5 protein-coding genes are annotated in these 3392 nt (G+C 56.8%); 1 reads left to right on the top strand and 4 read right to left on the bottom strand.

Annotation, left to right across the window (positions count from 1 at the left end):
• Positions 1-175 precede the first annotated feature (175 nt).
• Positions 176-592 carry a PepSY domain-containing protein gene (locus QZ638_RS22940; protein ID WP_295815018.1) on the top strand — a complete coding sequence of 139 codons (417 nt, stop codon included), beginning with the start codon at positions 176-178 and terminating at the stop codon, positions 590-592.
• 12 nt (positions 593-604) lie between these two features.
• Here QZ638_RS22940 and QZ638_RS22935 read toward each other — a convergent pair.
• The 4 genes from QZ638_RS22935 to QZ638_RS22920 form a co-directional block, all read right to left on the bottom strand.
• Positions 605-1562, bottom strand: a protein-coding gene (locus QZ638_RS22935; protein WP_295815016.1) for an IS630 family transposase whose coding sequence is annotated in 2 segments (ribosomal slippage) — positions 605-1210 and positions 1212-1562 — 957 coding nt in all. Because the reading frame shifts where the segments join, the coding sequence is not laid out codon by codon here.
• 77 nt (positions 1563-1639) lie between these two features.
• Entirely contained in the window at positions 1640-1828 is a 189-nt protein-coding gene (locus QZ638_RS22930) for a hypothetical protein (protein WP_295815014.1), read from the bottom strand.
• A complete protein-coding gene (locus QZ638_RS22925; RefSeq protein WP_295815013.1) occupies positions 1825-2925 on the bottom strand; it encodes an IS5 family transposase in 1101 nt (366 codons plus the stop codon). Before QZ638_RS22925 ends, QZ638_RS22930 begins: the two co-directional genes overlap by 4 nt.
• A gap of 324 nt (positions 2926-3249) precedes the next feature.
• On the bottom strand, positions 3250-3392 hold a 143-nt coding region (locus QZ638_RS22920; protein ID WP_295815019.1), incomplete at its 5' end, for an SEC-C metal-binding domain-containing protein.

The raw sequence follows: 3392 nt of genomic DNA, 5'->3' as shown, positions 1-3392 counted from the left end.
TCCCCCACCCAGTGACCGGTCACTTTTTCCCAGCAATCCCCGGGAGAGTGACCGGGGGTGCCGGCAGGTTCCCGGCGGTTCTGAAATTGTCAGAGAACCGATTTCTCCCAGTTGTTGGTTCAAAAGACTTACGGCATAAAAGCTGGCTTGCTACAAAGCAGTCTGGAAATTGATAGTGGCTCAGCGGGTGGCATTGCCCATAACCATGGGCCGGCAACTCCAAGGGAAAGTATTTATGCCAAAAAGATCCGGTAACCATTCCGTCAGGTACCCGCTGACAGCAATCCTGCTTGCCCTATCGGTGTCTCAAATGTTGCCTGCGCAGGCAGATAGGGGCCGAAGAGGATATGATGATGACTCCCATCATAATTATTCGGGCAATGAGGACATTTTCAGACAGGTCGAAGCAGATCTGATTGCTCAGGGCTTCCGGATCCTCAAACTGGAATACTCCGATGGCATGATCGAAGCCAAAGGCTACGAAGCCAATGGTCGATGTGTTGAAGTCTATTTCAATCGAACCAGTGGCGAAGAAGTCTTCCGCGAACTCGAGGACAATTGTTCACGCTACATCGAAAAGCGTCTGCGCTAGAGTCGCGTGCCGTTAATCTGACGCATATCCTGCGGCCTTGAAGTAGTTCCAGCATTCGTCTGGATCGTAGAGCTGGCAAATGCTCCCGATAGCGACCTCGAGATCGTCGAAGGTTCTTGCTGCTGCGGCGCGCAGATGGGCCTTCAGTTTCGAGAAGGCCATCTCGATGGGGTTCAAGTCGGGTGAGTATTGCGGCAGGAAAAGGAACCACGCGCCGCGCTTGCGGATTATGTCGGCAGCATAGGCGCTTTTGTGGACCGACAGGTTGTCCAGGATAACGACGTCGCCTCGCTGAAGTGTGGGTGCAAGTTGGGTTTCGATGTATATGTCAAAAGCTGTCCGGTCGATTGCACCTGGGATGATCCAGGGAGCGGTCAGCTCATTGCATCGCAGTCCGGCGATGAAAGTCTGTGTTCCCCATCTGCCGAATGGTGCATCGGCTTTGAGGCGCTCGCCGCGTCGTGCACGTCCGCGCAGGCGGGTCATCTTAGTGTTCACTGACGTTTCATCGATGAACACCAGCCTACCGGGCTGGTGGCGCATGAAGGGTTGGCGATGATTGATCCAGATGCGACGGCGCTCAGCCACATCAGCGCGTGCGCACTCCGATGCCATCAGCTGTTTTTTTATATGTGAACCCGGCCCTGCACAGGAGCCGCGAGATAGATGCCGGATGCGCCTCGGTGCCGGTCTCGGCCTCAAGTCGGGCTGCCAGTTCCGGCATCGTGATGTCCGGCTTGGCCTCGACCGCCGCAACCAGGAAGTCGAGATGATCCGCCAGAGGCCCTTTGCCAGGCGGACGCCCTTGTTTGCGTGGCGAAGGACTACCTTCCTTCGCCGCGCGCTCGGCCCACCGGATCGCGGAACTCTCGCTCACTGCAAACCGGCGTGCCGCTGCTCGGCGCGATGTGCCCTCCGAAACAAGCCCGGTCACTCTGAGCCGGATGTCGTCTGAATAAACCTTACCCATGATCCACCTCCTTAAGGGAGTGAATCACTGTTCTCGTCGAATGGGAATCATTCGATTCACAGAATCAGCAGGATGCTCTAGCAGGCTGCTGAAAAAGCCCTCTCGAGCGTTGTGATATATAGGTTTTTTGGATCGGCGAAGCCATTTTGCTCTGTTTTTGCGCCGGGATGCATGCTTTCGCCGCCATTCAGCCCACTCTGGCGGGTATCGACCGTCTTTCGACGGATTATGTGCGCAGGGGTGGCTGCCCTGATGGTGGCGCTCATGCGGCAGCTCCTGCGAGCAGCCTTGGTAATCGGACAAGATTATAGGCCGCGATGGCGATATCGAAGCCGTGGGCGACGCGCCGCTTGCCCCGGAACTTCGTCTTGGCATAGCCGCCGGTAGTCTTGACCCATCCGAAGATCTCCTCGATCCGCTTGCGGATACGCTGAGAGGCTTCGTAACCTTCCGGGACTTTGACTGGTAGGCCGCCCCATCCGGTCTCAGATTTCAGGGCGACATGCGGCCTGACGCCGGCCTGCTCGAGATCGCGCTTGAAAGCCCAGGCATTGTAGCCCTTGTCAGCGCCGAGCGTGGCACCGCGTTTTAGCTTACGTTTCCTGATCATCTCGAGGGCCGCCTCGCGTTCGGCTCTGCCGGTTGCATGAGTCAGCTGTGTCGCTACAGCGAGGCCTTGCCGGTTCTCCATGAGCACATGCCCCATGTAACAGAGCTGCGCCGGCTTGCCCCTGCCTTTGCGATAAAGCCTGGCATCAGGGTCTGTGGAAGACGCATGTGTCTGGTTTGACCGCTTCTCGCCATGGAAGTCACGCATGGCATTGCGCCCACTACCGGAACCGTCCGGACCGCTATCGCCGCCGCTGTCAGCATCCTTCGGGCGGAAGCTCTTTGTGCTGGCCCAGGCCTCTATCAGGGTGCCGTCCACACTGAAGTGCTCGCGCGACAACAGCTTCTTCACCCGCCGAAGCGACAGGACGGCATTGAGGAACTTCGCGGCAATATCCCCGTCCAGCAGACGGTCACGGTTCTTTGAAAACGTCGAGGCATTCCAGGTCGGCTCATCGGACCCGAGCCCGACAAACCAGCGAAACAGGAGATCGAACTCCAGGCGTTCCATCAGCTGGCGCTCAGACCGGATTGAATAGATCGCCTGCAGCAGCATCGCCCGCAACAGGCGCTCCGGCGCGATCGAAGGCCGGCCGGTATCTTGCGCATAAAGCTCGGAAAAATCGCCGTCCAAAGCCTTCAGCGCGTCATTTACCAGAAGTCGTATCTGCCGGAGAGGGTGATCCGATGCAATCCGGTCTTCCACGTTCACGTATGAAAACAACTGATCCGTCATCCGATCTTCACCGCGCATCTATGCCTCCCTTGCATGCAAATAAGAGAATCATGCTTCGCGGGATGAAACGAGGGCTTTTTCAGCAGCCTGATAGACAGCGACTTCTGGATGCTGGACCGCCAGGAACAAAGCTGCTGGCGCTCTGCGTCAATGGCGCTACGGTTACGTAATGACGTCGATCGAGTAAATTCGGGAAATTCGAAGAGGGATGGGGCCTCCCAGAACGCCAGCAACAACCTTATTTGTATCAGAGGCCACCGGAGGAGGAACATAACCCGATGAGGGTACATGGTCGTTTAAGCCTTTTAAACTGATTGATGTATCGAAAGCGGTGCGTAGGCCTCACAGTTTTTCAGCTTGCAGGCAACATTTCTTGTATTTCTTTCCCGATCCGCAGGGACACGGATCATTTCGACCGACTTTTTTGGTTCGCGGCTTGAGCTGATGGCCTGAGAGACGGTCGTGATGGAGCTCTATAACGCATG

It is taken from the genome of uncultured Nitratireductor sp., assembly GCF_913053745.1.
Lineage (GTDB): Bacteria > Pseudomonadota > Alphaproteobacteria > Rhizobiales > Rhizobiaceae > Nitratireductor.
The sequence above is the reverse complement of the archived record's forward strand: the minus strand, read 5'-3'. Positions and strand labels throughout refer to the sequence as shown.